The 25,398-nt window shown below is 63.2% G+C and carries 25 protein-coding genes and 2 tRNA genes; 17 read left to right on the top strand and 10 right to left on the bottom strand.

Annotation, left to right across the window (positions count from 1 at the left end; translation table 11 throughout):
• Positions 1–125: 125 nt before the first annotated feature.
• Both ACFQL3_RS14715 and ACFQL3_RS14720 read left to right on the top strand, forming a co-directional pair.
• The gene (locus tag ACFQL3_RS14715) at positions 126–557 is read left to right on the top strand and encodes a GNAT family N-acetyltransferase (protein ID WP_377055610.1); all 432 of its coding nucleotides are present in this window, start codon (positions 126–128) and stop codon (positions 555–557) included.
• A 41-nt stretch (positions 558–598) separates the two neighbouring features.
• Entirely contained in the window at positions 599–880 is a 282-nt protein-coding gene (locus tag ACFQL3_RS14720; RefSeq protein WP_377055612.1) for a hypothetical protein, read from the top strand.
• Here the strand turns inward: ACFQL3_RS14720 and ACFQL3_RS14725 are convergent, their stop codons facing one another.
• A complete protein-coding gene (locus ACFQL3_RS14725) occupies positions 881–1,231 on the bottom strand; it encodes a cupin domain-containing protein (protein WP_377055614.1) in 351 nt (116 codons plus the stop codon).
• A gap of 152 nt (positions 1,232–1,383) precedes the next feature.
• On the opposite strand from ACFQL3_RS14725, the gene ACFQL3_RS14730 reads away from it, so the two are divergent.
• The 3 genes from ACFQL3_RS14730 (at position 1,384) to ACFQL3_RS14740 (ending at position 2,570) form a co-directional block, all read left to right on the top strand.
• Positions 1,384–1,908 carry a DUF5817 domain-containing protein gene (locus tag ACFQL3_RS14730; protein ID WP_377055616.1) on the top strand — a complete coding sequence of 175 codons (525 nt, stop codon included), beginning with the start codon at positions 1,384–1,386 and terminating at the stop codon, positions 1,906–1,908.
• A 121-nt stretch (positions 1,909–2,029) separates the two neighbouring features.
• Positions 2,030–2,251: a hypothetical protein gene (locus ACFQL3_RS14735; protein WP_377055618.1), complete on the top strand. Its 222-nt coding sequence runs from the start codon at positions 2,030–2,032 to the stop codon at positions 2,249–2,251.
• A gap of 61 nt (positions 2,252–2,312) precedes the next feature.
• Positions 2,313–2,570: a hypothetical protein gene (locus ACFQL3_RS14740; RefSeq protein ID WP_377055620.1), complete on the top strand. Its 258-nt coding sequence runs from the start codon at positions 2,313–2,315 to the stop codon at positions 2,568–2,570.
• A 1-nt stretch (position 2,571) separates the two neighbouring features.
• On the opposite strand, the gene ACFQL3_RS14745 is transcribed toward ACFQL3_RS14740, so the two are convergent.
• A complete protein-coding gene (locus tag ACFQL3_RS14745; protein WP_377055622.1) occupies positions 2,572–3,612 on the bottom strand; it encodes an Lrp/AsnC family transcriptional regulator in 1,041 nt (346 codons plus the stop codon).
• A 255-nt stretch (positions 3,613–3,867) separates the two neighbouring features.
• On the opposite strand from ACFQL3_RS14745, the gene ACFQL3_RS14750 reads away from it, so the two are divergent.
• The gene (locus ACFQL3_RS14750) at positions 3,868–4,947 is read left to right on the top strand and encodes an anthranilate phosphoribosyltransferase (protein ID WP_377055624.1); all 1,080 of its coding nucleotides are present in this window, start codon (positions 3,868–3,870) and stop codon (positions 4,945–4,947) included.
• A 70-nt stretch (positions 4,948–5,017) separates the two neighbouring features.
• Positions 5,018–5,293, top strand: coding sequence for a hypothetical protein (locus ACFQL3_RS14755; protein ID WP_377055626.1), 276 nt, complete (start codon positions 5,018–5,020; stop codon positions 5,291–5,293).
• Between the two features lie 8 nt (positions 5,294–5,301).
• Here ACFQL3_RS14755 and ACFQL3_RS14760 read toward each other — a convergent pair whose 3' ends face one another.
• Positions 5,302–5,730 (bottom strand): universal stress protein, encoded by a 429-nt coding sequence (locus tag ACFQL3_RS14760; RefSeq protein ID WP_377055628.1) that lies wholly within the window; start codon positions 5,728–5,730, stop codon positions 5,302–5,304.
• 63 nt (positions 5,731–5,793) lie between these two features.
• Entirely contained in the window at positions 5,794–7,581 is a 1,788-nt protein-coding gene (locus ACFQL3_RS14765) for an ATP-binding protein (RefSeq protein ID WP_377055630.1), read from the bottom strand.
• Between the two features lie 232 nt (positions 7,582–7,813).
• Here ACFQL3_RS14765 and ACFQL3_RS14770 point away from each other — a divergent pair, with 232 nt between their 5' ends.
• Complete coding sequence (locus ACFQL3_RS14770; RefSeq protein ID WP_377055632.1) at positions 7,814–8,158, top strand: DUF7113 family protein; 345 nt, start codon at positions 7,814–7,816, stop codon at positions 8,156–8,158.
• Here the strand turns inward: ACFQL3_RS14770 and ACFQL3_RS14775 are convergent.
• From ACFQL3_RS14775 to ACFQL3_RS14785, 3 genes are all read right to left on the bottom strand, one after another.
• Entirely contained in the window at positions 8,155–9,441 is a 1,287-nt protein-coding gene (locus ACFQL3_RS14775) for a DNA double-strand break repair nuclease NurA (protein ID WP_377055634.1), read from the bottom strand. The genes ACFQL3_RS14770 and ACFQL3_RS14775 overlap by 4 nt on opposite strands.
• A gap of 58 nt (positions 9,442–9,499) precedes the next feature.
• The gene (locus ACFQL3_RS14780; RefSeq protein ID WP_377055636.1) at positions 9,500–9,946 is read right to left on the bottom strand and encodes an arsenate reductase ArsC; all 447 of its coding nucleotides are present in this window, start codon (positions 9,944–9,946) and stop codon (positions 9,500–9,502) included.
• 188 nt (positions 9,947–10,134) lie between these two features.
• A complete protein-coding gene (locus ACFQL3_RS14785) occupies positions 10,135–11,010 on the bottom strand; it encodes a universal stress protein (RefSeq protein WP_377055638.1) in 876 nt (291 codons plus the stop codon).
• Between the two features lie 138 nt (positions 11,011–11,148).
• On the opposite strand from ACFQL3_RS14785, the gene gpmI reads away from it, so the two are divergent.
• Positions 11,149–12,663: a 2,3-bisphosphoglycerate-independent phosphoglycerate mutase gene (gpmI, locus tag ACFQL3_RS14790; protein ID WP_377055640.1), complete on the top strand. Its 1,515-nt coding sequence runs from the start codon at positions 11,149–11,151 to the stop codon at positions 12,661–12,663.
• Between the two features lie 547 nt (positions 12,664–13,210).
• On the opposite strand, the gene ACFQL3_RS14795 is transcribed toward gpmI, so the two are convergent.
• A tRNA-Asp gene (locus ACFQL3_RS14795) sits at positions 13,211–13,283 on the bottom strand.
• A gap of 129 nt (positions 13,284–13,412) precedes the next feature.
• Between ACFQL3_RS14795 and ACFQL3_RS14800 the strand changes: the two genes are divergently transcribed.
• Together ACFQL3_RS14800 and ACFQL3_RS14805 are read left to right on the top strand one after the other, a co-directional pair.
• The gene (locus tag ACFQL3_RS14800) at positions 13,413–13,805 is read left to right on the top strand and encodes a PPOX class F420-dependent oxidoreductase (RefSeq protein ID WP_377055642.1); all 393 of its coding nucleotides are present in this window, start codon (positions 13,413–13,415) and stop codon (positions 13,803–13,805) included.
• A 57-nt stretch (positions 13,806–13,862) separates the two neighbouring features.
• Positions 13,863–14,474 (top strand): VOC family protein, encoded by a 612-nt coding sequence (locus tag ACFQL3_RS14805; protein WP_377055644.1) that lies wholly within the window; start codon positions 13,863–13,865, stop codon positions 14,472–14,474.
• Positions 14,475–15,003: 529 nt separating this feature from the next.
• Here ACFQL3_RS14805 and ACFQL3_RS14810 read toward each other — a convergent pair.
• Positions 15,004–15,076 (bottom strand) — tRNA-Asp (locus ACFQL3_RS14810).
• 295 nt (positions 15,077–15,371) lie between these two features.
• Between ACFQL3_RS14810 and ACFQL3_RS14815 the strand changes: the two genes are divergently transcribed.
• The 6 genes from ACFQL3_RS14815 to ACFQL3_RS14840 are packed head-to-tail and all read left to right on the top strand — an operon-like array spanning position 15,372 to position 23,577.
• Positions 15,372–15,599, top strand: coding sequence for a DNA-directed RNA polymerase subunit H (locus ACFQL3_RS14815; protein ID WP_377055646.1), 228 nt, complete (start codon positions 15,372–15,374; stop codon positions 15,597–15,599).
• Positions 15,599–17,167 (top strand): DNA-directed RNA polymerase subunit B'', encoded by a 1,569-nt coding sequence (locus tag ACFQL3_RS14820; protein WP_377055648.1) that lies wholly within the window; start codon positions 15,599–15,601, stop codon positions 17,165–17,167. Before ACFQL3_RS14815 ends, ACFQL3_RS14820 begins: the two co-directional genes overlap by 1 nt.
• A 1-nt stretch (position 17,168) precedes the next feature.
• Positions 17,169–19,001 (top strand): DNA-directed RNA polymerase subunit B, encoded by a 1,833-nt coding sequence (gene rpoB, locus ACFQL3_RS14825; RefSeq protein ID WP_377055651.1) that lies wholly within the window; start codon positions 17,169–17,171, stop codon positions 18,999–19,001.
• A 1-nt stretch (position 19,002) separates the two neighbouring features.
• Positions 19,003–21,963, top strand: a complete 2,961-nt coding sequence (locus tag ACFQL3_RS14830) for a DNA-directed RNA polymerase subunit A' (RefSeq protein WP_377055654.1) — start codon at positions 19,003–19,005, stop codon at positions 21,961–21,963.
• Positions 21,956–23,152: a DNA-directed RNA polymerase subunit A'' gene (rpoA2, locus tag ACFQL3_RS14835; protein WP_377055656.1), complete on the top strand. Its 1,197-nt coding sequence runs from the start codon at positions 21,956–21,958 to the stop codon at positions 23,150–23,152. The genes ACFQL3_RS14830 and rpoA2 overlap by 8 nt, the downstream gene beginning before the upstream one ends.
• Positions 23,152–23,577, top strand: a complete 426-nt coding sequence (locus ACFQL3_RS14840; RefSeq protein WP_377055658.1) for a NusA-like transcription termination signal-binding factor — start codon at positions 23,152–23,154, stop codon at positions 23,575–23,577. The genes rpoA2 and ACFQL3_RS14840 overlap by 1 nt, the downstream gene beginning before the upstream one ends.
• Before the next feature lie 49 nt (positions 23,578–23,626).
• On the opposite strand, the gene ACFQL3_RS14845 is transcribed toward ACFQL3_RS14840, so the two are convergent.
• Positions 23,627–25,369, bottom strand: coding sequence for an HAD-IA family hydrolase (locus ACFQL3_RS14845; RefSeq protein WP_377055660.1), 1,743 nt, complete (start codon positions 25,367–25,369; stop codon positions 23,627–23,629).
• Positions 25,370–25,398 lie beyond the last annotated feature (29 nt).

The raw sequence follows: 25,398 nt of genomic DNA on the forward strand, positions 1-25,398 counted from the left end.
GATATCCGGGGACATCGAGAAACTCTCATAGAGCGCCTGCTCTCAGTCTCCGATTTTCTGCGGTACGAGTCACCCCGAGCGACGGGTCGTAACGCTAACCAACCACCGTTCCGTACGCCACTCTCATGACCGAAGTACGAGTCGTCGAGTCGATGGCCGAGCGCGAGGACGCCTACGCGGTCCGACGGACCGTCTTCGTCGACGAGCAGGGCGTCGACGAGGAGTTGGAGTATGACGAGCACGAGGACCACGCGACACATTTCGTCGCTTACGACGGCGACGAACCGGTCGGGGCCGCACGGCTCCGCGAACCGGAGGACGGCCTCGGGAAGGTCGAACGAGTCGCCGTGCTCGAATCGCGGCGCGAGCAGGGCGTCGGCGAGGCGCTGATGCGGGCCGTCGAGGCCGAGGCCCGAGCAGGAGGAATGACGAAACTCAAACTTCACTCGCAGACGCGCGCGGCCGGCTTCTACCGGTCAGTCGGCTACGAGCGCCGCGGCGAGGAGTTCGAGGAAGCGGGCATCCCCCACGTGAAGATGTACAAGACCGTCGAGTGATCGTCACAAACGGTTTGCGCCCAGAGGGAGACGACTGAACTATGAGCGAGGAACCGGAGACAGTCCGCGTCTGGCTGGTCGAACGGACCTACTCGGACGACGAGCAGAACCTGATCATTCTCACCTACGCGACGACGGACGGCGAGCAGTATTTCCGCAAGGAGCGGGCGCTCACCTCGTTTACCGACGTGCGGGAGACCACTGCCGCGGTCGAGGCCGACCCGAGCAATCTCGGCGATGTCAACGACGAGTCGCTGCGCGAGCGGTACGCCACGGAGGCCCGGCGCATGGCCGAGCACCACGACCCGAACGATGCGATCTGATCACTCGACGTCGTCCTGCCACGCCGGATCCGTCCGGGGCGGGGCGAACACGTCGATGCCTTCGACGACTTCGTCGGTCCGGTTCTCAGCGCCGTGGGGCTCCCCGCCGGGAATCGCGTAGGTGTCGCCGGGGCCGACCACTTTTTCGGTGCCGTCCGCGAGAACGAACGTGAGCGTCCCCGAGAGGACGACGCCGGTCTGTTCGTGCGGGTGGTCGTGTTCGGGAACGACGGCGTCGGGGTCGATCTCGAAGCGCTGGACGTTCATTTCCTCGCCGCCGGCGAGCAGGGAGAGGTGGACGCCGTCGACGGCTTCGGTCGAGTCGCTGTCGTCCGGGCCGAGAACTTGCATACCGGGGCATACGGAGGAGGATCGTAAATAGCTGGCTGGGCGGCTCCCGGGGCGACCGACGGATCGGTCGGGGGCCCGGTGATTGAGGTCGACCGGACCTACCGCCGACCGTCGCCGGTGCGTTCATTACCGTCCACCGACAAGCTGGCGGTATGTACGCGGTCGTCGGCTGTAACAACTGCAGTAATCTCTGGCTCGTCGAGGGACGCCAGGGCACAGCACAGTGTTCCCGGTGCGGGAAGACCCACCAGTTCGACCGGCTACACAAGTTCGCCGAGACCGACGACGAGGACCACGCCCGCGAACTGCGCGCGTCGATACTCGCCAACCGTAGCGACCACGGCGATGCGTTCGCGAACGTCGACTCCTTCGGCCAGCTAGAGAACCAGATCGAGGACGCCGGCGTCGACGACCGGGAGTATCTGGAAGGTTCGGGGCTCGACGCCGACGAAATCGACGCGGCCGCCGAGCAGTTCGACGACCGGGGCGGGAGTTCCCAGACCCGGAAGGAAACGGTTCTAGAGGCATTGCGAACGCTCGACGCACCGACTGAGGACGAGGTTGTCGAGTACGCCGCAGAACGCGACGTTCCGGCGGAGTACGTGACGACGAGTCTGGAGAAACTGGCCCAGCGGGGACGTGTCTCGGAGAGTCGGGGCGTGTACCGGCTGATCTAGACGCTCGAACGTACCCGGGCGTCGTCCTGGGCCGGGACGACGAGCCGAACCGAGCCATTCAGGGAGCCACGGCTACAAACTCCGGTATGATCGAAGGAGAGCCCCGTGACGGTGGTGACCGATGAGCGCGAACAGCAATGAGGCCGATTACGGACTGGTCGCAAAGGCCATTGCCATCGTTGCGGCGGGAGTCGTAATACCCGGAATCATCGCCCGGTTTCTCAACGCCGCCGGCTACAGCATTATCGGGACGTTCGTGTTCGGGATGAGTTTCTTCGGGATGGTCGTGCTGGTCTGGTACGTCTGGATCCGACCGCTCGACCTCGCCGGCCCGATGGGATAAGAGATGACCCGCGGAGTAACGGAACTTTAATCATCCGCACGGTAGCAATATCGGATAACCAATGAACGCGCTTCCACTGCAACTGCTGGACACGTTCCTGCTCGACTACCACATCGGGCACGTGCTGGCACTGACGTTCGTTCTGGTGATGCTGGGATCGCTCCCCCTCCGGTCGCGCAAGATACTGGCCCTGAACGCGATTCTGTTCGGCGTCATCTTCATCGCGGTCCCGTTTTCGATGACCGAGAACATTATGTACCGGCTCGTCGGCTTCGCGCTGGTCATCGTCGCACCGATCCTCTATACGACCGCAGAGTAGCTCACACCAGATCTTCGTAGCGCGCCCCGGTCTGTTTCAGCGTCTCCGTCGAGTACAGCCGTTCGTGATCGTACGGCAGGTGCTCGGCCGCCAGTTCGTCTATCTTCTCGTCGACGGCATCAGGATCCCGTCCATGAATCATCGTGAAGAGGTTGTACTCCCAGTCGAGTTCGGGACGGCGTGGACGGTGATAACACAGCGTCACGTACGGGAGTTCGCCGACTGCAACGCCGCGCTCGTCGAGTTCCTCGTCGTCGACGTCCCAGACGACCATGCAGTTGTTGTCGAAACCGGTCACGACGTGGTTGACCACGCAGCCGATCCGCTTGATACAGCCGGTCTCTAGCAGGCGATTGATCGCCCTAATGACGTCCGAGACGTCGGCGTCAAGCGCCTCGGCGATGTCCGCGTACGGAGTCGCCGAGAGCGGAAAGCCCGCCTGAATCTCCAGCAGCAGTTCGCCCTCGAACTGCGAGAGGTCGCCCGCAGCATCCTCGCTGATCCGCGTCGCGCTGGCATCCGTCGAACCCTCGCTGGCCAACCCCTCGCGGGCGAACCGATCGGCGTTGACGACGGGGAACTCCAGATTGATGTAGAAGTCCGTTAGCATCGGTAGAACCAGCACGGTACAGCCAGTTCGCTCTTCGATTTCGGCGAGAATCTGGTCGCGGCGCTCCCGGGAACCGGCCGTGACGACGAACCACATGTTCCACTCGTGATCCCGGCGGTAGTTGTGGTTGATCTGCTGGTAGCCGTTGATCACGTCGGCGATCTCTCCGAACCGTTCGTCGGGAGCCTGCACCGCCGCGAGGGCCGAACTACCGATGACGGGGGGGTTGAGGACCGCGCCGAACCGGCGGAAAATACCCTGCTCGTACAGCCGCGTAACACGCTCTATCGCCTCCGCCTCGCTGACACCGACCGCCTCTCCGACGGCACGGAACGGCCGCGCTTCGATCGGGAAGCCGCTCTGGAAACCGTCGATAATCGACGCGTCGACGTCGTCGATAGACTCGCGCCAGTCGGTCGACCGGGAGTTCATTGTCCCGGAGTTGGACGGCGTAAACCTACGTCTTTCGGGTCGATACGGAGCAGCCGTCACTTTCGGGCAGTCCACACGTTTTTGAGTGATCCCGCGGCACGGCCCCGCATGCTCTGACCGACCGCTCCGGGGCGGTTCGCGGGTGTGCGGCACGCCGCTCCGGCGATACGACCTGCCGCCTGTTAGCTATGCAGTGGGTTGCAGTCACCTGCGGGAAACGGGACGTTTTTGCGCGTGCTCCTCTAACGCGCAGTTATGACCCAGACGTCTCAGAAGTACGGCGAGTGGCCGCTCAAACGCTTGATGACCGCAGTCGTCGGCTCCGGTCCGAAGTCGGCCGACGACATGTCCCGGGAGCAGGCCCGCGAGGCCTTTCAGCGCATCCTCGGTGGCGAACCGGACCACACGACGCTCGGTGCGTTCTGGCTGGCAAACCGCTGGAAACGCAACACGCCCGAGGAACTGGCCGCATACGTCGATGTGATGGCCGAGGAGTCGACAGTTGTCGCCGAACCGGACGCCGACCCGGTCGACTGTGGCGCGAACTACGACGGGAAACACCGGTCAGCACTGCTCGGCGTCGCCGCGGGAATCGTCGCCGCGGGAGCAGGAACGCCCATCGTCACCCACAGCGGCGACCGCGTCCCGACCCAGAAGGAGACGGCGTACAAGCACGTCCTCGACGAACTCGGCGTTCGGACCGAACTCGGCGTCGAAGAGAGCGCCGAGATGGTCGACGAGACCGGCTTTGGCTTCTACTACCAGCCCGAATTCAACCCCGAGATCGACGACCTGTTCGATCGACGGGATATGATGGGTGTCCGGACGTTCGTAAACACCATCGAGACGCTCGCGAACCCGGCCAACGCCGACGTCCACCTCGGAAGCTTCTATCATCTCTCCTTTGCCAAGAAGGTCGTCGACACGTTCCGACAGACCGAGCAGGTCTCGCCCGGGAAGGTGATCATGTTCCAGGGCATGGAAGGCTACGACGATATCCGACCCGGCTACACGAAAGTCGCCGAGTGGCAGGCGGACGGCACCGACGAGGGCGAGTTCGAGGATTACGAGATCGAGACGCCGGAGTACGGCATGGATTTCGAGGAGGAAGACCTCCACGTCGACGACGTCCGGACGGACTCGTCGACGATTACCGAGGAGGTCGTCGCAGGGGAGCGTGAGGATCACTTCGCGGACGCCGTGGCACTGAACGCTGCGTTCCGGATCTACGCCGGCGGCGACGCCGAAACCCTCGACGAAGGGCTCGAGGCCGCACGAGCGGCAATCGACGACGGCAGCGCAGCGGCAGTTCTCGACGACCTGCGAGCGTTCTAGGGCTATCCAACGTTTATCGAGCTATCAACCCCGTGAGCATTATATCGCCGGCGCTCCAACATCTACCCGTATGTTCGGATCGAAACTGCGAAAGATCGGCTACGGGTGGATGGCGTTACAGGGACTGCTCTCACTACTGCTGCCGAGACAGTCGCTCAAACTAAACCTGAAGTTGCTGGGAAGTGGGTTCGAGAACCCAACCGAACTACAGCCACGGGACTGGTACGTCAGACAAACCCGAGCGCTGGGGGCGGGGCTGGTCGTCGCCGGTCTCACTGGACTGCTGTTGGAGGATCGTGGAGACGGATCGGAGAACGATAACGTCTCCGTCGAGAAAGTCGAGTAGTCCGCCCGCTATCGAACGACTGTCACTGGGACCGTGGACCGGCGCATCACCGTTTCGGCGACGCTCCCGAGCAGGATCCGGCTCATGCCAGTCCGTCCGTGACTGCCCATGACGATGTGATCGATGTCGTGTTCTTCGGCGTATCTGACGATCGTGTTCGCCGGTCGGCCGATCTCGCTCGCCTTTTTGAGGTCGGCTCCAGCCGATTTTGCATGTTCTTCGGCCTCTTCGAGCACGGAGTTTGCGTCCTCTTCTGCTGTCTCGTACCAGCTTGACGGGAACTCGGCGGCGGCACCCTCGACGGCGTAGCCGGCCTCGCCCGGATCGATCACGGTCAACCCGATTAGTTCAGCGTCGGGAAACTCGGCGATGGCGTGATCGAGAGCGTCGTCCGACTGTGGCGATCCGTCGATCGCGATCAGTACTGTCTTGCTCATACAATAGTTCCAGGCGGCATCCTCAAAAATCCACCCCCGGGAACGGGTGTTGGGACAGACTATCTAGTTGTGTCTGGTCAGACAGTTCGAGAGCCCGATTATTTCGACCGGTTCGGAGTTGTCCGGCGAGTAGACGACCATCTGGCCTTTCTCCATGTACGGCACCTTGCTCTCCAGGTTCGATGGGATGTTGACGCTCTTGATAGCGTCTTCGTCACCGAGGTTCAGGACGACAGTCGTGTTGATCTGCTTGAATACGGGGTCGGCGATGTCCTGTGGATCCTGCGTGATGAGGAAGAGCCCCAGTCGCTCTTTTCGACCCTGTTTGGCGGCGTCGGTGAACTTGCCGATCACTCGACGGGCCTGTGCGCTCTCGGCATCGGTCAGGAAGTTGTGTGCCTCGTCCATCCCCAGCACGACCGGCGTCTCCTTGATACGGTCGTAGTTCGGGTCATTCGAGAGCTTCTGATCGACGAGCAGGCTCGACACCGCGAGGACGATGGTCTCGGCCGCCCGTGTATCGTTGATGTGATACGTCGGCACGACCGTTAGCCCGCCGGGCCGGACGAAGCGGTTGATCTGCTCGGTGATCGGCCGGGCGTCCTGATCAAACACCGACCCGAACCCGCGAACGCGTCGGTTGACCGCGTCGAACGTCGCCTCGTGGACGCGCCCGGACTCGTTGAGTTCCTCGCGGAGCGCCGGGTCGTCCATGAACGTCTGGAACTGATCGTAGGTTCCACTGGCACCGTATTCGCGGAAGAACCGGTCGAGCAGATGGCGGAGCCCGTTGTACTGGTTGTCGTTGAGGCCACCCCCGGCGACCAGCCACTCGTTGTCCCGCACCATCGAGAAGGGGATGGTGAACTCGACCTGCTCGGCGCGGTGGTCGTCGGTGGCGTAGGTCGCGTTGCCGACTTTCGGGACGAACGCGATGGTGTCATCGTGGCCGCCGTGAACGACGCCCTCGCGCTCGTAGCGGCGGGCAGTCTCCCGATCCAGCGACTCGTTGTCGTCGTGCATCTGGGCGTACTCGTCCTGCGGGTCGAACTGGACGACCGCCGGCGTCACCGAACGCCCGTCGTCCATCCGGTAGGTGCGTTCGTCCGCGAGGAACTGCCGGAGAACGTTCTTGGCGCTGTGGGTCTTGCCTGACCCGGTGCCGCCCGCGATCAGGGTGTGCCGGAAGACGAGGGGGTCGCCGTCCTCGTAGTCGTCGTTGAGCCGGTAATCGATCGTCGGTGGCTGGGCGCTCGTCCGAACCTTCTCGCCGCCGACGGCGAGGTGGCCGAGGAAGACGCCGTCCTCGGGGATCTTGAGGCCGGTCTTGATCTCGGACGTATCGTCGGCTTCCCTGATCGTGGTCTGGGGTTTGGGAACCCGGTCGGTCATTCGGCGCTTGAGGTCGCCGTCAGTACTGTACAGAACGGCCAATGGCTCCAGATCCGCGAGGAACTTGTAGTCGGCCTCGTCGATACCGTCCTGCGCCATCGCGCGCCGTGCGTGGATCTCCGTTGCGTCGTCGGCGTGGAACTCCTGGGCGTACTCCAGTCCCGCGATCCGGCAGAACAGCGTCTCGCCGTCCGGATACGGCGCGAGCAGATACTTGCCGATCCGGACCGAGGACCGGTTCCCCTTCGTGACGTAGGCCCGGACCGTCGAATCCTCCTCGTCCTCGTGGATCCGAAGCCCCTGCGAGACGGCGATAGTCCCGATGCCCTCTTCGGCCGTTGCAGGCGCCGTCTCGACGGTCTCGAACTCGTCGTCGGCATCGCTCTCGGCGGTGGACGCGCCGTCACCCGTCCCACCATCGTCCCCGCCGTACTCGTCGAAATCGTTCAGATCGGCCATGCTCAGGGAATGTAGCCCATCAGTGAAACGCGTTTCCCTGAACGTACGGACTGGAAAAAACGAAAGAGCGTCGAAAAGCGGGACCGCGCCGCGAACGAAGTGTTAGTCTGCTACCTGTTCAGCCGTCTGGGTCTCCTCCGTCTCGACGTAGATATCGGAGCCATAACGAGGACGGTTGAGCGCAATCACGCCCTGCAATGGCCTTTTCACTGCTGGCGCCCTCTAGTAGAATATGCTACTGGTGCGCGGGCAGGCGGGCGGAACGGCCCTGACGGGCACGCTGTACGAGCGGGGCGAATCGGCACCGACGTTCAAGGGCGCGCCCGACGAGGACGCCGCCTATGTCTGGGTCTGTGACGCGTTTTACGAGGTCGAGAGCGGCGGGGGCGAACAAAAAATCGACGGCGAACCGATCAACGTGGCCTTCGAGTCGCCGATGCCGCGCGGGTTCGACACGCGCGAGCAGGCGGTCGAAGCGGCCAAAGAACACGTCCGGACGCAGTTCGCTCGCGTCGGCGTCGCCGCCGCTGACGTCGATGTCGAACTCGAAAAGACGGAACCGGACGTTCCGGCCTAGAACTCCTCGCCGCCCCACCGGCGGTCATCGTAGCTATGCATGCGGTCAGTGTTGAACGTCGCTTCTAGCTCCGAGCGTAGCGAATCCGTCCCCTCGGCACTGATCCGGGCGAGTTCGTCCGCTTTCTGGACCGAGAGCGGCGGGCCGCGCTCGGCGGCGACGTCTGCGAGCAACTGCATCGCGAGGCGCTCGCGGCAGTCGGCCGACTTCGTGAAGGCGTAGGGGGCCTCGATCCGGTAGAGCAGGTCGTCGCGGGGGTCGTAGATCGGAAAAAACGTAACCTCGTAATCTTCCGGATCGAGAGAGCGCTCGACGCCGAAGGCATCGCCGTCCGCACTGAGGAAGCGATCCGCACCGCCGCGCGAGCGGAACCAGTTAGTGAACGTGAGTACGTCGGTCGCGCGGGTGCGTTCACGGCTGGAGTCGCCGTTTGGCCCCTCTCGCTCGGCGAACTCGACCTGTTCGAGCACCCGAGTAAAGAAGGCGGTATCGTTGACCCACGGCGCTTCCTGACCGGTCTCTCGAAGCGTCCGGGTGATGGCTTTTGTCGTCGGGTTCTTCACGAAGCCGACCAGCGGCACCTCCCGCTCGACGAACGTCTCGACGAGTTCGACGTAGTTCGCGATGACGTCGCGAGGCTCCTGTTCGTCCTGAAGGAGGTCGGCGAGTTCGGGTGCCCGGTCGGTCCAGTTCAACATCCCTTTCGGATAGATGGGCCCGTCGAGCACGAACAGGTCGTCGACGGCGTCGGCGTGTTCGAGCGCATGGTGGCTCTCCGCGAGATACAGGCCGAGTTCGTGGACGACGCTCTCCTCGAACCGGGAGACGCGTGGGGCCTGGAGGATCCGCCGGTCGGTGTTGCCCTCGTCCCACTGTGTCCAGTCCGTCGAGACGTCTTTCGACATCTTGTCGCTGACGTGGGCCGTCACGACCACGGTGCGATCCCTGTGGAGATCGAGATCCGAGGGACTCGACGCCATCGCGGCCTGCGCGACGTCGAGAACGAGTCCGTTTTTGAACGACGTGGGGTTGATCGTCCCCGAGTCGAGTCCGTGACTGCTCTGGAACTCCGGATCCTGCAGGGCGACGTCGTCGATAGCGACCTCACAGCGGCGTTGCTCGCCGAGTGGCTCCAGAACCACCCGACCGTCGTCGGCCAGCGGATCGAGAAACTCCTCCCAGACGGTCCGGACGAACTGCTGTTGGTCGGTCTCGTCGACCGACTGATTGATCCGTCTCGCGAGTTGGGTGATCCCCTCGAACTGTACCGGATCCAGCGTCACGTGCTCACCACTCGGCGGCGGAGCGATAAAACCAGCGGGTTCTCGTGGTTCCCGGCCGTCAGGCCGCCTCGGTCTCGGCGAGCAGTTCGTCGAACAGGTCGTCGACACGCCCGGCAATCTCGTCTCTGATCTCTCGGACAGCGTCGAGACCCTGCCCGTCCGGATCGTCGAGCCCCCAGTCGCGGTTCTCGCCGTTCCAGGTCGCCGGACAGACGTCCTGGGCCGAACAGCCCATCGTAATGACGTAGTCGACTGCCTGGAGTTCGTCTGGCGTGATGTCCTTTGGCGTCTTTTCGCGCAGATCGAACCCCTCCTCGTCCATCACGGTCACGACCTCCTCGTGGACGTGCTCTGCGGGATGAGTACCCCCGGTCAGGATCTCGATCTCGTCGACGACGCCCCGGTGCTTCCGTTCGCGCTGGGCGAAGGCTGTGGCCATCTGACTCCGGCCGGCGTTCTGGACGCAGACGAAGGCGACGCGGGTCATGTCTGTAGATCCGGTCATCACTGTCGAGTTGCGGCAGTAGGGGCATAAGCGTTGTTTTCAGCAGATACGTCCGAGTATATAGCGGTACTGAGGGATGGATAGGCGACCGTAGTGGACCCCGTTCCGAACGGGCACCGCGCCCTCGTCCTGTCGAACCGGCACTGCGCTCCGCAGACTGTCGACAGGGCGGCGGATGCTCCGGCCGATCACTCCCCGTCCGTCCGATCCGGCATGGAGAGCACCGGAACGTCGGCCAGACGGGTGACCGTCTCGGTGACGCTCCCGATCAGGTACCGTTCGAGACCGGACCGGCCGTGCGTGCCCATCACGACCAGGTCAATATCGTGATCGTCGGTGTAGTCCAGAATGCTTCGGGCGGGCGACCCGCTGAGCACCGACGCCTGGACGGAGCGGACCTCCGCCCCGTTCGCCCGGTCGATGACGTCGTCGACGGCCTTTTTCCCGGCGTCCTCCAGTCCTGCGAGGACGGCGGCGCTCTCGCCCAGTGGTGAGGTCGCGGCGACGTCGACGACGTGAACGACGTGCAGTGCGGCGTCGTGACGCTCGGCGAGGCTGATCGCGTGGTCGGCGGCGGCGTTCGCGACATCGCTTCCGTCAGTCGGTACGAGGATCGTCTCGAAGTCGGGGTCGAGGACCGCTCCCTCGTGCATGGTCAGGACCGGGACAGGCGACGCGCGGAGCGTCCGTTCAGTGGTGCTCCCGAGCAATCGCTGGTCGATCCCCCTGCGGCCGCGGGTCCCCATGACGATCAGATCGGCGTCGTGGTTCTCGGCGTACTCGACGATTTCCTGGTGGACCGACCGATCCGTTTCGACGGCCTCCGTGGTCGGCGTCACCCCGACCTGATCCCCCGCGCTGACGACCGACGCCAGCAACTGATCGGCGTCCTGAGAGAGTTCTTCGGCCGCCTCGGAGGCGACCTCGGTGGGGAACTCGCCGAGTTCTATGACGTGAATAACGTGCAGTGCGGCGTCGTGACGTTCGGCGAGGGCAACCGCGCCGTCGACTGCCGCCTCCGCTACCTCGCTTCCGTCAGTCGGCACGAGAATCGTGTCGTACATATCCGTCACTACGAGTAGATACGAGCGGATGGACTGTCAACTAGGGGTGTCCAGCACACCTCCGGCATCCTGTCGAGGGCACCGAACTCCGCGCCGGCAAACGAAGAGTAGTTACAGGATAAGCGTCTCTGTTGAGCCATGGATGCTGCACTGGTCATCCTCGACGGCTGGGGTATCGGCGAACACGACCGCCGCGACGCAGTAAAGGCCGCCGACACACCAAATTTCGAGCGGCTGGCTGATACAGGCGCGTACGGCACGCTGGAGGTCGCTGGACGCCGCGTCGGACTCCCGGATGGACAGATGGGCAACAGCGAGGTCGGTCACCTCAACATCGGTGCGGGCCGCGTCGTCTACCAGGAGTACACCCGGATCAACGACGCCATCAACGACAGTTCGTTCCAGAGTAACGACGCGATCCAGACTGCCTTCGACCACGCCGAGGCAAACGACGGGCGGGTCCACTTCATGGGACTGGTCAGCGACGGCGGGGTCCACTCCTCGCAGGAACATCTCCACGCGCTGATCGAGATGGCCGCCGAACACGGCGTCGAAGCGACCACGCACGCCTTCATGGACGGCCGCGACACCGCACCCCACGGCGGCGAGGGCTACCTCGAAGACCTCGAAGCCGCCGTCGAACGCCACGGCACCGGCGAAATCGCCACCGTCACCGGCCGCTACTACGCGATGGATCGGGACCAGAACTGGGAGCGCACCCGCCGCGCCTACGACGCAATCGTCAACCGCGAGGGCGACCACACCGCCGAGTCCGCCGTCGAGGCCGTCAGGCAGTCCTACGACCGCGACACCACCGACGAGTTCGTCGAACCGACCACGATCGAGGGCGGCGAAGCGCTCGACGACGGCGATAGCGTCGTCTTCTTCAATTTCCGCTCGGATCGTGCCCGACAGCTTACCCGGATGCTCGCGGACATCCGCCCCGAGTGGGAGTTCGAGACATCGCCACCGGATATCACGGTCACGACGATGACCCAGTACGACAAGACGTTCGACGTCCCCGTTGCCTTCCCGCCGGACCAGCCAGAGGACGTCCTCGGCGAGGTGCTCGCGAACACCGGCAAAACGCAGTTACGACTCGCCGAATCGGAGAAGTACGCCCACGTCACCTACTTCCTCAACGGCGGCCGCGAGGTCGAGTTCGAGGGCGAGATCCGGGAGATCGTCGAGAGCCCGGACGTGCCGACCTACGACCTCCAGCCGGAGATGAGCGCGCCCGAGGTGACCGACACCGCCATCGACGTCCTCGGGAGCGACGACCCGGACGCGATGGTGCTCAACTACGCCAACGCCGACATGGTTGGCCACACGGGCGACTTCGAGGCCGCCACCGAGGCCGTCGAAGCGGTCGACGAACAGCTCGGCCGGCTCGCCGACGCGCTGGAGGAGTACGACGCCAACGTCCTCGTCACCGCCGACCATGGCAACGCCGACGACATGGGCACCGAAGACGACCCACACACCGCCCACACCTACAACCTCGTCCCCTTCCTCTACATCAGCCCCGACGGCGACGACGACGGGAAGACGATCCGCGAGGGCGGTTCGCTCTGTGACCTCGCGCCCACGATGCTCGACCTGATGGATATCGACCAGCCCGAAGTCATGACCGGCGAGAACCTGCTGGAGTAAGGTCGAGCACTTCTTGCAGTAGCTATCAGGGCGGCTTTTCCCGGGTTTTTCAGCGTCTCAGTCGGCGAGCGGGTTGCTTCGAGAGTCGTAAAAACCGCCGCAGAGGGTGCGCCCGAGGCGGGAGTGTACTGAGCAAAGCGAAGTACACGCCGACTGACAGCGACAGTCGAGACTGAGCGAACGCAGGGCGTTCGCGAAGGTCGGAGCGGCATTGCCGCTCCGGAATTTGAACCCGTGCAAGACTCGCTCCGCTCGTCTTGCGTAGTTCAAATCCCATAGAGGGTATTTACGGCTCACGGAGTGACGAGCACACGCTGCGCGGTGCTCGTCGATGTTGTTCGCCGTGGCGCCGCCGACGCCACGAGGTGTCACTCACGGGTTCGTGAAACCGCCGCAAAAGTACGCCCGAGGCGGGATTGTGAACTGCCGGAACTTCGCTCACGATGTTCGCTCGTTCCGTCGTTCAAATTCCGCAGTACGGCGTTCTGCTCACAGACGTCCGAGCGACACGCAACGCGGTCGCTCGTGGATATTGGTTCGCAGAAAGCGCCCGAGGCGGGATTTGAACCCGCGTCACGACCGTGACAGGGTCATATGATAGGCCACTACACCACCCGGGCTGACTACACCTACGCTTTCCCGGGGACTAACTTAAGCCCCTCGCATTGGAGCCGCCCTGCGAACCGTTCTCCCGCGGCCGATCCATGCCCGGGTATAACACACAAGTTCCAAGCGGTACAAGCACCGGTATGGCCGCGATTCCATCAGAGTACCACGACCTATTCGAGCGATCGACAATCGCACACATCGCGACGAAGCTCCCCAACGGCTTCCCCCACGTCACACCGGTCTGGATCGACTACGACGTCGAGGAGGAGCTACTGCTGGTCAACACCGAGCGCGACCGCCGGAAGGAGCGGAACGTCCGGGAGGACCCGAAGGTGGGCGTTAGTATGACCGATCCCGACAATCCCTACCGGCGCGTCTCGGTGTATGGCGAAGTCGTCGAACACACGACCGAGGATGCACGCGAGCATATCGACGAACTCTCAGAGCGCTACACTGGTCAGGAGTACACCGAATCGAACGAGATCGTCACCGAACGCGTGCTGCTGAAGATCAGCCCGAATCATGTGTTTTGAGCAGTCCAAGACGGCACTCACAGGCAGGTATTTTCCTTCGTGATCCCTAGAACAGGTATGACCGAGACACCCGACGTCACCGCAGAACGGCCCGACAGCCCGATTCAGCTAGCCGGCACCGACCACATCTCCGTCATCGGTAGCAACGAAGCGGACACCGTCGAGTTCTATCGCGACCTGCTCGGCATGCCGCTAGTGCTTCGCCAGCCCAACCTCGACGACCCCAACCAGACGCACCTCTTCTTCGACACCGGCGACGGCCGCATTCTCACGTTCTTCGTCACCGACGAGCGCGACTCGGATCCCCGGCCCCAGCGCCACAGCGTCGGCTCCGTCCACCATCTCTCCTTCTCGGTCGACCCCGAGCAGTTCGTCGCAACACGCGAGGCGCTCGACGACGCCGGCCACGGCTACAACGAGTTCGACCGGGGCATCTTCCACTCGCTGTACACCCGCGATCACAACGGCCTCACCATCGAACTCGCGACCGACAAGTTCGACGTGCCCGACGAGCGCCGCGGAGAGGTGCTTGCGACCGCCCAGCGTCTGCGCGTCGAAGACGGCGCGGAGTACGCCGAGGAACGTCACCTCGAAGCCGCGCTGGAAGAACTGGGTATCGAGAGCGAGACGTACGAACTGCCGGACGCCGACAGCGGCACCGGCCTCTAGAACGGGTCGATCAGTTCCAACAGATCGAGCGCACGGTCGACGTACGAGTCGTACTTTCCGCCCTCATCGTCCTCCGACTCCTCGTCCTGCTGGCGCTCGGCCATACTCGATTCGTCATTGGGGAGTCTCATGAGTGTTGTGCCAGTGACAGATAGCGCAGGAAATGCAGAACTAGAGGTTTGAACCCGAGGCAAACCTCCGTCCGTTCGGTTTGCGTAGTTCAAATCCCTTAGAGGGTATTTACGGCTCACGGAGTGACGAGCACACGCTGCGCGGTGCTCGTCGATGTTGTTCGCCGTGGCGCCGCCGACGCCACGAGGTGTCACTCACGGGTTCGTGAAACCGCCGCAAAAGTACGCCCGAGGCGGGACTGAGCGAACGCAGGGCGTTCGCGAAGGTCGGAGCGGCAATGCCGCTCCGGGATTTGAACCCCGGTCACAGCAAAGCTGTTCCCTGCTTCAAATCCCTTCTATCGGCGTTTCGCTGACGCAGTGGCTCGCTGCGCTCGCCAATTTGCGTCAGCAGAAAGCGCCCGAGGCGGGATTTGAACCCGCGTCACGACCGTGACAGGGTCATATGATAGGCCACTACACCACCCGGGCTTTCGAACGCATCCTATCGTTGCCCAGTCTCGTTCTTAAGGCTTTCCAAATAAAGAGCGTATGGCACCGGGAGACAGCCGTGCCACGACGCCACAAACCCTATAAACATCGCTCTTGTAGCGACAGATACTGACAGTCGACAGATCCGTGTGCGTTGACCCGAGTTTGCCCGCTCCTTCTGGGGCCCGATAGCTGTAAATCCCAACGTACTTGGTAAGCCTTAATAGCCCTGCGTCTTTACGGGCCTGTAGTATCTCGTGATAGCAGTTTCTCTCTCCGATCAGACCCACAACACATGGTAGACGTAAGCCAACACGAACTCGTCCCCGAGCACTCAGTCGTCGAGGAAGACGTTCTCGACGAACTGCTCGAGGAGTACGACATCGGACGCACAGACCTGCCGAAAATCAAACGGGCGGACCCGGCACTGCCCGATGACGCGGAGGTCGGCGACGTAATCAAGATCGTTCGGGACTCGCGGACGACCGATCGAGCCGTCACCTATCGAATGGTGGTTGAATAATGAATCAGGAAGATAGACGTACGATCTCGCGGGAGTATTTTGGAAAGGAACGACTCGCAGAACACCACTACCGTTCGTTCAACTCCTTCCTCAATCGAGGGATGCAGCAGGTCGTCGACGAGAAGGAGACGATCGACACCGACATCGGTGACAAGGAGGGCGAAGAGCCTGTCCACGTCGAACTCGGCGACGTCCGCGTCGTGACGCCGCGGGTTCGCGAGGCCGACGGTAGCGAAGAACTGCTCTACCCGCAGGAAGCGCGCCTGCGCAACATCACCTACTCCGCGCCGGTCTTCATGGAGATGGAGATCGTGAAAGGCGATCCGGAAGAGGGCGAAGAGCGCGTCGTCGACAGCACCGAGACGAAAGTCGGTCGGATGCCCGTCATGGTCGGCTCCGAGAAGTGTAACATCGCCGGCTTCAGCGACGAGGAACTGATCGAGATCGGCGAGGACCCCGCCGACCCCGGTGGCTACTTCATCGTCAACGGCTCCGAGCGCGTACTGATGACGAGCGAGGACCTCGCGCCGAACAAGATCCTCGCCGAGTACGACACCAAGTACGGCGACGAGATCCAGGTCGCCAAAACGTTCAGCCAGCGCCGTGGCTACCGCGCTCTCGTGCTCACCGAGCGTACCCGTGACGGCCTGCTCGAAGTCTCGTTCCCGTCCGTGTCGGGGAGCGTCAACTTCGTCACGCTCGTTCGCGCGCTCGGACTCGAATCCGACGAGGAGATCGTCCACCGCGTCTCCGACGACCCGGAGATCGTGAAGTTCATGCTCGAAAACCTGGAGGCCGCCGACGTCCAGACGACCGAAGGGGCAATCGAGACGCTGGGCGAGCGCGTCGCCTCCGGCCAGGGCAAGAACTACCAGCTCAAACGCGCCAACTACGTTATCGACCGCTACCTGCTTCCGCACCTCCACGAGGAGGGCGTCGAGGAGGAGGACGTCCGTATCAACAAGGCCTATTACCTCTGCCGGATGGCGGAGGCCTGCTTCGAGCTAGCGCTTGGCCGCCGCGAATCCGACGACAAGGACCACTACGCCAACAAGCGTCTGAAGGTCAGCGGCGACCTGATGAAAGACCTGTTCCGGACCGCGCTGAACAAGCTCGCACGGGACGTCAAATACCAGCTCGAACGCGCCAACATGCGGAATCGTCAGCTCTCCGTGAACACGGTCGTCCGCTCTGACGTGCTGACCGAGCGGCTCGAACACCCGATTGCGACCGGGAACTGGGTCGGAGGCCGCTCCGGCGTCTCACAGTTGGTCGATCGGACCGACTTCATGGGCGTGCTCTCTCACCTCCGCCGACTGCGCTCGCCGCTCTCGCGCAGTCAGCCACACTTCGAGGCGCGGGACCTGCACGCCACGCAGTGGGGCCGTATCTGTCCCTCCGAGACCCCCGAGGGACCGAACTGTGGGCTGGTGAAGAACTTCGCGCAAGCGATGGAACTCTCACAGGACGTCGAGGACGAAAAGGAACTGAAACGAGAACTCGCCTCTATGGGTGTCGAGGGGATCCCCGGCATCGAGGGCGTCGACAGACGAGTGGAGAGTGACTGATATGAGCCAACAACAAGAACGCGAAGCGAAGGTGTACGTCAACGGAAGTCTGGTCGGAACACATCCCGAGCCCGAACGGCTCGCGGATCAGATCCGAGAGGCCCGCCGCCGCGGCGAGGTCAGCGAGATGGTCAACGTCTCGGTCGACCAGCGAACCCGGGAAGTGATCGTCAACGCGGACGCGGGCCGTGCCCGTCGCCCGCTGCTCGTCGTCACCGACGGCGACACGCTCGTCTCCGACGAGGAGATAGAGGCCCTCGAAGAGGGCGAACTCGAGTTCGAGGATCTCGTCGAGATGGGCTACGTCGAGTTCATCGACGCCGAGGAGGAAGAGGACATCTACGTCGCCGTCGACGAGGACGATGTGACCGAGGATCACACCCACATGGAGATCGACCCGCAACTGATCTTCGGGATCGGTGCAGGGATGATCCCCTACCCCGAGCACAACGCCAGCCCGCGAATTACGATGGGCGCAGGGATGATCAAGCAGTCGCTCGGTCTCCCCTCCGCGAACTACCGGATCCGACCGGACACGCGCCAGCACCTCCTGCACTACCCGCAGCTATCGATGGTCAAGACCCAGACCACCGAGCAGATCGGCTACGACGACCGACCGGCGGCACAGAACTTCGTCGTCGCCGTCATGTCGTATGAAGGGTTCAACATCGAGGACGCACTGGTGATGAATCAGGGATCGGTCGACCGCGCACTCGCCCGCTCGCACTTCTTCCGAACCTACGAGGGCGAAGAACGGCGCTATCCCGGCGGTCAGGAGGACCGCTTCGAGATTCCCGACGATGACGTCCGCGGCGCACGTGGCGAGGACGCCTACACGCATCTGGACGAGGACGGCCTCGTCAACCCCGAGACGCGCGTCGACGAGAACTCCGTGCTGCTCGGCAAGACGAGTCCACCGCGATTCCTCGAAGAGCCGGACGACATGGGCGGTCTCAGCCCGCAGAAACGCCGCGAAACCAGCGTCACCATGCGCTCGGGCGAGGATGGTGTCGTCGACACTGTCACGCTGATGGAGGGCGAGGACGGGTCCAAACTCTCGAAGGTCTCGGTTCGGGACGAGCGGATTCCCGAACTCGGCGACAAGTTCGCGAGCCGACACGGTCAGAAAGGTGTCGTCGGCCATCTCGCGCCCCAGGAGGACATGCCGTTCACCGAGGAGGGCGTCGTCCCGGACCTGCTCGTCAATCCGCACGCACTGCCGTCGCGGATGACGGTCGGGCACATCCTGGAGATGATCGGCGGCAAGGTCGGTTCGATGGAGGGCCGCCGTGTCGACGGGACGCCGTTTACCGGCGAGGACGAGAGCGAACTCCGCGGGATGCTCGAAGAACACGGCTTCCAGTCCTCTGGCAAAGAGACCATGTACTCCGGCATCTCCGGTGAGAAGATCGAGGCCGAGATCTTCGTCGGCACCATCTTCTACCAGAAACTCTACCACATGGTGTCGAACAAACTGCACGCCCGCTCGCGCGGGCCGGTGCAGGTCCTGACTCGGCAGCCAACCGAGGGACGTGCCCGCGAAGGCGGACTCCGTATCGGAGAGATGGAACGGGACGTCTTCATCGGTCACGGCGCGGCAATGACGCTCAAGGAACGACTCCTCGACGAGTCCGACCGCGAAGAGGTGTACATCTCCGCCGAGACGGGGATGGTCGCCGTCAACGACGTCAACCAGAACCGCGTATACGACCAGCTTACCGGGGACGAAAGCGACATTCACAAGATCGAGATCAGCTATGCGTTCAAACTGCTGCTCGACGAGATGATGGCGCTTGGCATCCGGCCCCGACTCAAACTGGAGGATGCAGTCTAACATGAACGTAGAAACACCAAAAGAGCTCGGCGGCATCGAGTTCGGGCTCATGGATCCGGAGACGTACCGCGATATGTCCGTCACGAAGGTCATCACGGCGGACACCTACGACGACGACGGGTTCCCCATCGACATGGGGCTGATGGACCCGCGACTCGGCGTAATCGACCCCGGACTCGAATGTCCGAGCTGTGGCCAGCATTCGGGCTCGTGCCCGGGTCACTTCGGTCACATCGAACTCGCCGCCCCGGTCATCCACGTCGGCTTCACGAAGCTCATCCGACGTCTACTGCGTGGGACCTGTCGTGACTGCTCGAAGCTACTGCTGACCGAGGACGAGAAAGAGGAGTTCCACGACGAACTGGAGACCACGAAGAAGCTGAGCAACGACGTCAACGACGTCACCAAGGCCGGGATCCGCCAGGCTCGCAAGAAGGATGTCTGCCCCCACTGTGGCGAGCAGCAGTACGACATCAACCACGAGAAACCGACGACCTACTACGAGGTCCAGCAGGTGCTCACCAGCGAGTACCCACAGCTGATCTCCGCGGCAATGCAGGGAGACGAAGAAGAGGACCGCGATCCGATGCCGCCCCAGGATCTGGCCGACAAGACCGGCATCGACCTCTCCCGAGTCAACGACATTCTCGGCGGCGAGTTCCGGCCGCGCGAAGACGACCGGAAAGCCATCGAGAAAGCACTCGACCTCGACCTGACCGAGGAGGACATGAACAAGCTAATGCCCAGCGACATCCGGGACTGGTTCGAGGCTATCCCGGACGAGGACATCGAGGTACTGGGAATCAACTCCGAGCGCTCGCGCCCGGAATGGATGATTCTCACTGTGCTGCCAGTGCCGCCGGTGACCGCACGCCCCTCGATTACCCTGGACAACGGTCAGCGTAGCGAGGACGACCTGACCCACAAACTGGTCGACATCATCCGCATCAACCAGCGGTTCATGGAGAACCGTGAGGCGGGTGCACCGCAGTTGATTATCGAGGACCTCTGGGAACTGCTCCAGTACCACGTCACCACGTTCATGGACAACGAGATCAGCGGGACGCCGCCGGCGCGACACCGCTCCGGTCGCCCGCTGAAGACGCTTTCACAGCGACTCAAAGGGAAGGAGGGTCGCTTCCGAGGCAGCCTCTCCGGGAAGCGCGTGAACTTCTCGGCCCGAACCGTCATCTCGCCGGACCCGACGCTCAGCCTCAACGAAGTCGGCGTCCCGGACCACGTCGCAAAGGAGATGACCCAGACGATGAACGTCACCGAGCGCAACCTCCGGCAGGCCCGACAGTACGTCTCGAACGGGCCCGAAGGCCACCCCGGTGCGAACTACGTCAAGCGACCTGACGGTCGCCGACTGAAGGTGACCGAGAAGAACTGCGAGGAACTCGCCGAGAAGGTCGAGTCCGGTTGGGAGGTCAACCGTCACCTGGTCGACGGCGACATCATCATCTTCAACCGACAGCCGTCGCTACACCGGATGTCCATCATGGCGCACGAAGTCGTCGTGATGCCGTACAAGACGTTCCGACTGAACACCGTTGTCTGTCCGCCGTACAACGCTGACTTTGACGGCGACGAGATGAACATGCACGCCCTCCAGAACGAGGAGGCCCGTGCGGAGGCACGCGTCCTGATGCGGGTTCAGGAACAGATCCTCAGCCCGCGCTTCGGTGAGAACATCATCGGCGCGATTCAGGACCACATCTCCGGAACGTACCTGCTGACGAACGATAACCCACACTTCAACGAGACGCAGGCACTGGACCTGCTTCGTGCGACACACGTCGACGAACTGCCGCCCGAGGACGGCGTCGAGGACGGCAAACCGTACTGGACGGGTCGACAGCTGTTCTCCGAACTGCTGCCCGATGACCTCAACCTCGAGTTCATGTCCTCGGCGGGCGACGACGTGCTCATCGAGAACGGCCAACTCGTCAAGGGAACGATCGACGAGGACGGCGTCGGCGCGTTCGGCGGCGAAATCGTCGACACCGTCACGAAGGTCCACGGCGAGACACGAGCCCGACAGCTGATCAACGAGATCGCCGCGCTCGCGATGCGCTCGATCATGCACTTCGGGTTCTCGATTGCGATCGACGACGAGACGGTCTCCTACGACGCGCGCGAGCGGATCAGCGAGACGATTGACGACGCCTACGACCGCGTCGAAGAGCTGATCGAGACCTACGAGGCGGGCGAACTCGAATCCCTGCCCGGTCGAACGGTCCACGAGACCCTCGAGATGAAGATCATGCAGACGCTGGGCAAGGCGCGTGACAACGCCGGAGACATCGCCGAAGAGCACTTCGACGACGACAATCCGGCCGTCATCATGGCCGAGTCCGGTGCGCGTGGGTCGATGCTGAACCTGACCCAGATGGCCGGCTGTGTCGGCCAGCAGGCAGTTCGTGGCGAGCGGATCAACCGCGGCTACGAGGACCGGACGCTCTCTCACTACAAGCCAAACGACCTCTCGGCGGACGCACACGGCTTCGTCGAGCACTCGTACACGGAAGGCCTGGACCCGCGGGAGTTCTTCTTCCACGCGATGGGTGGCCGTGAGGGCCTGGTCGACACGGCAGTCCGGACGTCCAAGTCCGGCTACCTCCAGCGCCGGCTGATCAACGCTCTCTCCGAACTCGAAACGCAGTACGACGGCACTGTCCGGGACACCTCGGACACCATCGTCCAGTTCGAGTTCGGCGAGGACGGCACCAGTCCGGTGAAGGTCTCCTCACACGCGGATAACGAGATCGATGTCGAGGATATCGCCGACCAGATCGTCGAGGCGGAGTTCGCCGACGACACCGAGAAAGAACAGTTCATGGGCCGCGAGGAACCGCCGACGAACCTCTCGGAACACTCCGACGCGCGGCGCATCCAGCCGCCGATGACGGAGCCGGAGAGTGAGCCTGAACCGGCAGCCACGGAGGTGGACGATGACTGAGCGACTGGAGTTCGACATCAGCAACGACGAGGAGGCGATCGTCGAGGACACCGACCTGCCCCGCCGACTCAAGAACAAGGTCTACGAGACGCTCGAAGAGCGCGACCTGAGCATCGAAGAGGCAAACGACATCGTCACCGTCGTCGAGAACCGATATCTCGACACGCGGATCGATCCGCTCGACCCCGTCGGGACCGTCAGCGCCCAGTCGATCGGGGAGCCCGGAACGCAGATGACCATGAACACGTTCCACTACGCGGGTGTCGCGGAGATCGACGTGACGCAGGGACTGCCGCGACTGATCGAACTCGTCGACGCGCGGAAAGAGCCCGATACGCCGACGATGACGGTCCACCTCGAGGACGAGTACGCGGAGGACCGCGAGAAAGCCCACGAGGTCGTCTGGAACCTCGAAGCGACGAAGATCCTCGCGCTCGGTGACGTCTCGACGAACGTCGCGGACATGCGCGTGCGGATCGACCTCAACGAGGACACGCTCGAAGAGCGAATGATCGAGCCCGAAGGCATCGCCGATACGATCGAGGCGAACCTCGGCGTCGAGACGATCCAGGACGGATCGGTCATCCAGTTCGGCCCGAAAGAGCCCAGCTATCGTGACCTGCTCCAGCTCGTCGAGGAGCTTCGCGAGATCACGTTCAAGGGGATCGAGGAGATCTCCCGGGTCGTCATCCGGAAGGAGGAAACCGAGGACGGCGAGGAGTTCGTCCTCTACACCGAGGGATCGGCCTTCGGCGACGCACTCGCCATCGAGGGCGTCGATTCCTCTCGCGTGACGACCAACAACATCCACGAAGTGAATCGGAACCTCGGCATCGAGGCCACTCGCGAGGCCATCATCAACGAGACGATGGACACGCTCGAAGAGCAGGGTCTGGACGACGTGAACGTCCGGCATCTGATGCTGGTCGCCGACATGATGACGAACCCCGGGACGGTCGAGTCGATCGGCCGACACGGCATCTCCGGCAACAAGGACAGCGTGCTCGCTCGCGCGGCGTTCGAGGTGACGGTGAACCACCTGCTCGACGCCGCGATCCATGGCGAGGTCGACGACCTCGACGGCGTCACGGAGAACGTCATCGTCGGGAAGCCGATCAAACTCGGCACCGGCGACGTCGACCTCCGGATGGGTTCGTTTAGCCCGGACGTCGAGACGAGTTCCGACTGATGACGGTCACCCTGTCGGACGCGGCGCGGCAGTATCTGGTCGCCTTCGAGGACGCGACAGGTGCCGAAGCCCGCGATTGTGTGGTCGACGAGGAGGAGGACCGACTCCTGATTCTCGTCGCCACCGGCGACATGGCCCAGGCAATCGGCCCCGGCGGGGAGAACGTCAGAAAGGCGGAAGAGCGGATCGGCAAGGACGTCAAACTGGTCGAGGACGCGCCGACCGCCGAGGAGTTCGTCGCGAACGCGCTCGCTCCCGCCGCGGTGTACAACGTAACGATCAGCGAAAACGACGGACTGGTCGCGTATGCCGAAGTCGCAGAGGAAGACACCGGCGTCGCCATCGGGGAGGGCGGATCGAACATTGACGCCGCCCGCCTGCTGGCCGAGCGACATTTCGATATCGAAGACGTGCAGTTGACGTAGCGGCACTGTTTTTCGTCTCGACGTAGCTGATCGAAGCGTTAGCTGGCGGTCACTCCGAAGACTGTGCCCAATCGTCGAGTAGCGGCGCTGAGGCGAGCTGTATCGCCGAAAACGCTGCCAGCCCCTGGGAGGTATCCCCGGCAGTCCGACGCTCGGCGTGTGCTTCGGCCATCTCGTCGGCTGCCGCGACCGGGACGTATTCGATCACCGTTCCGTTCGGCCCGATGTCGACCAGCACGTACCCCTGAGGGTAGCTGCAGGTAGCCGGGACCGTCAGTTCACGAACCGTCCCCGTCTCGGCTACCCCGGGAATGTGTAGATGGCCGCTGAGCACCAGCGGCACGTCGTGTTGCTGGAGCGTCTCGACGAGTCGGTCGGGCTCGCGCATCGTCGGCGGCATCCCCATCTCGGGATGGGCGGCCTCAGCGTACGAACGGAGCTGTTCGTACATCTGGGGCGTGTTGTGATGCATGAGGACCACCGCGGAGTCCAGTTCCGCGAGCCTGTCGTCGAGCCACTTTAGCTGCTCGGGAGAGACCGTTCCGTCGTGTGATGTCGATAGCTCGCCATCCGGCGTCGAAGCCGAGTTCAGGCCGAGCAGGTCGATGTCACCAAGTCGGAGATGAAACGGTAGCTCTCCGGTCGTATACTGTGCGACGAACCGATCGATCGGCGGGGTCTCGTGTTCGTCGCCGTGCTGGTAGACGTCAGTCGACGCTTTGGGCGCGTCGTGGTTTCCGGGAACTGAAAAGAAGGGGACGCTCAGGTCGTCGAGACACTCGTCGAACTGGGTGTATTCGTCGGGTGCACCGTCTTTCGTCAGGTCGCCGACCGAGAGCACCGCGTCGATGTCGCGGGTTTCGGCGTCGGCGAAGGCGCGTCGGAGTCGGCCGACACCCTGGTGGTAGAGCTTTGGCGTTCCCGCAGCATCAGGAGAGACGTGCGGGTCGGCGACGACGGCAAACCGGGTTCGCTTCTCGGATGTCGGGCGGTCGAGGCGGGCGAGGGTCAACAGTGCCTCGCTCGCACCGCCAGAGCGGCGTGTCCCGGCGCGTGTCGACCGCTCGAGTTCGGCTTCGATACGAGCGGAGTCGTCAGTGCTAGACTCCGGGTGCATCAGTTCGGCAAGTTCAGACAGCGATGTGAGGTCGTAGGTCGGTTCGATTTCAGCGGTTTCGGGGGAATCCCCGTTTCGGCACAGAAGGGCGCTATCGATTCCCGCCAACTGTGCCGCGTGGATGTCTGAAAGGCTATCTCCGACGAACAACGCTGTCTCGGCGTCGAGTTCGTCGAGCATCGCTTCGATGTAACAGGGTGCTGGCTTCGCGCGACGGAGCCCCTCAACCGTCGGGTCGAGCCCCGACCAGGCGTCGAACTGGCTATCGAGACCGTTCCGGCTAACGATTGCGTCGACGGTTCGTTGCTGATTATTGCTGACGACACCGACCGCAACCTCGACCGAACGCAACGTCACGACGTCGTCGTACACCCGTTTTCCGCCCTCATCGAGGGTTGCTATCTGCCGGTCGGCGGCGATCCGTTCACGCATTCGCCAGAGGGTCTCGGTATCGACGTCGTAGGTGCGACCGACTCGGTCGACCGTCTGCGGCGTGGCGGCAGACAGCGAGCGAAGGACCTCGTACGCCTCGGGATCCGGGTCATCGACGTCGAACGCCTCGAACGTCGCAGAAACGGCACTGTCGAGAACGGGTCCGGGCGTGGGTTCGACCAGCACGCCGTCCATGTCCAGCAACAACGCGTCATACTCGGTGGGTCCGGTACTGTCCGACATCACGAATCAGCGCTCGCAATCGGCTGTTG

Origin of the sequence: Natronoarchaeum sp. GCM10025321 (genome assembly GCF_042663585.1) — an archaeon.
In the GTDB taxonomy this organism is placed as follows: domain Archaea; phylum Halobacteriota; class Halobacteria; order Halobacteriales; family Natronoarchaeaceae; genus Natranaeroarchaeum.